This is a genomic window from Caballeronia glathei, from assembly GCF_000698595.1.
In the GTDB taxonomy this organism is placed as follows: domain Bacteria; phylum Pseudomonadota; class Gammaproteobacteria; order Burkholderiales; family Burkholderiaceae; genus Caballeronia; species Caballeronia glathei.
This window is the reverse complement of record NZ_JFHC01000244.1, coordinates 1-1,043: the sequence shown is the minus strand read 5'-3', so window position 1 is coordinate 1,043 and position 1,043 is coordinate 1. Positions and strand designations below refer to the sequence as shown.

1 protein-coding gene is annotated in these 1,043 nt (G+C 63.7%); it reads right to left on the bottom strand.

The window, feature by feature from the left end; genetic code table 11:
• The coding region (locus BG61_RS38560) for a glycogen/starch/alpha-glucan phosphorylase (protein WP_035943707.1) at window positions 1–1,043 on the bottom strand (1,043 nt) is incomplete at both ends.

Sequence of the window (1,043 nt, the reverse complement as noted above, 5' to 3'; positions counted from 1 at the left end):
GCCATCGCATAGCCCGGCGCCGCCTTTCCGCCGAACACGAAGCAGCGCGGCGCGAGCGCCAGTTGGGGATTGCTCCGCAGGCGCTGATAGAGGCTGATGATGAAAAGCGCGTTCAGGTGCTGTCGCTTGTACTCGTGGATGCGCTTGACCTGAATGTCGAACAGGGCGCCTGAGTCGACAACGATGCCCGTGGCGCTGCGGATGCGCGCTGCCAGGGCCTCCTTGTTCGAGCGTTTGACCCGGCGCCACCGCTCCTGGAAGGCTGCGTCGTCGGCATGCGCTTCGAGCCGCTTCAGCCGGGTGAGGTCGGTGACCCAATCCTCTCCGACTGTTTCGTCCAGCAACTGCGCGAGTTGCGGATTGCATAGCAGCATGAAGCGGCGCGGCGTGACGCCGTTGGTAACGTTGTAAAAGCGCTCGGGCCACAGCTCGGCGAAATCTCGCATCACGGTCTGCTTGAGCAGTGTGGAATGCAGCGCGGCTACGCCGTTCACCGCATGGCTGCCGACGGTCGCCAGATGAGCCATGCGCACGAGCTTCTCGCCGCGCTCGTCGATCAGCGACATCCGCGCGACCCGCGCGTCGTCGCCGGCGTGACGTTGCCGGACTTCGTCGAGAAACCGGCGGTTGATCTCGTAGATGATTTCGAGCAGGCGCGGCAGAAGGCTTTGGAAAAGCGGCAGCCCCCAGGTCTCGAGTGCCTCGGGCAGCAGCGTATGGTTGGTATAGGCGAGTGTGCGCCGGGTGATGTCCCAGGCGTCGTCCCAGGGCAGTTGCCGTTCGTCCACCAGAAGGCGCATCAGTTCCGCGACAGCGATGGATGGATGGGTGTCGTTCAGCTGCGCCGCGAACATGTCGGCGAAGCGCGCCACCGGTTCGCTCTTGAGGTCGAGCAGACGCAGCATGTCCTGCAGCGAGCATGAAACGAAGAAGTATTGCTGCGCGAGGCGCAAGCGCTTGCCCGCTTCGGGCTCATCGTTCGGGTAGAGCACTTTGGAGAGCGTTTCGGAGATCACCTTGTCCTGCACGGCCTGGTAGTAGTC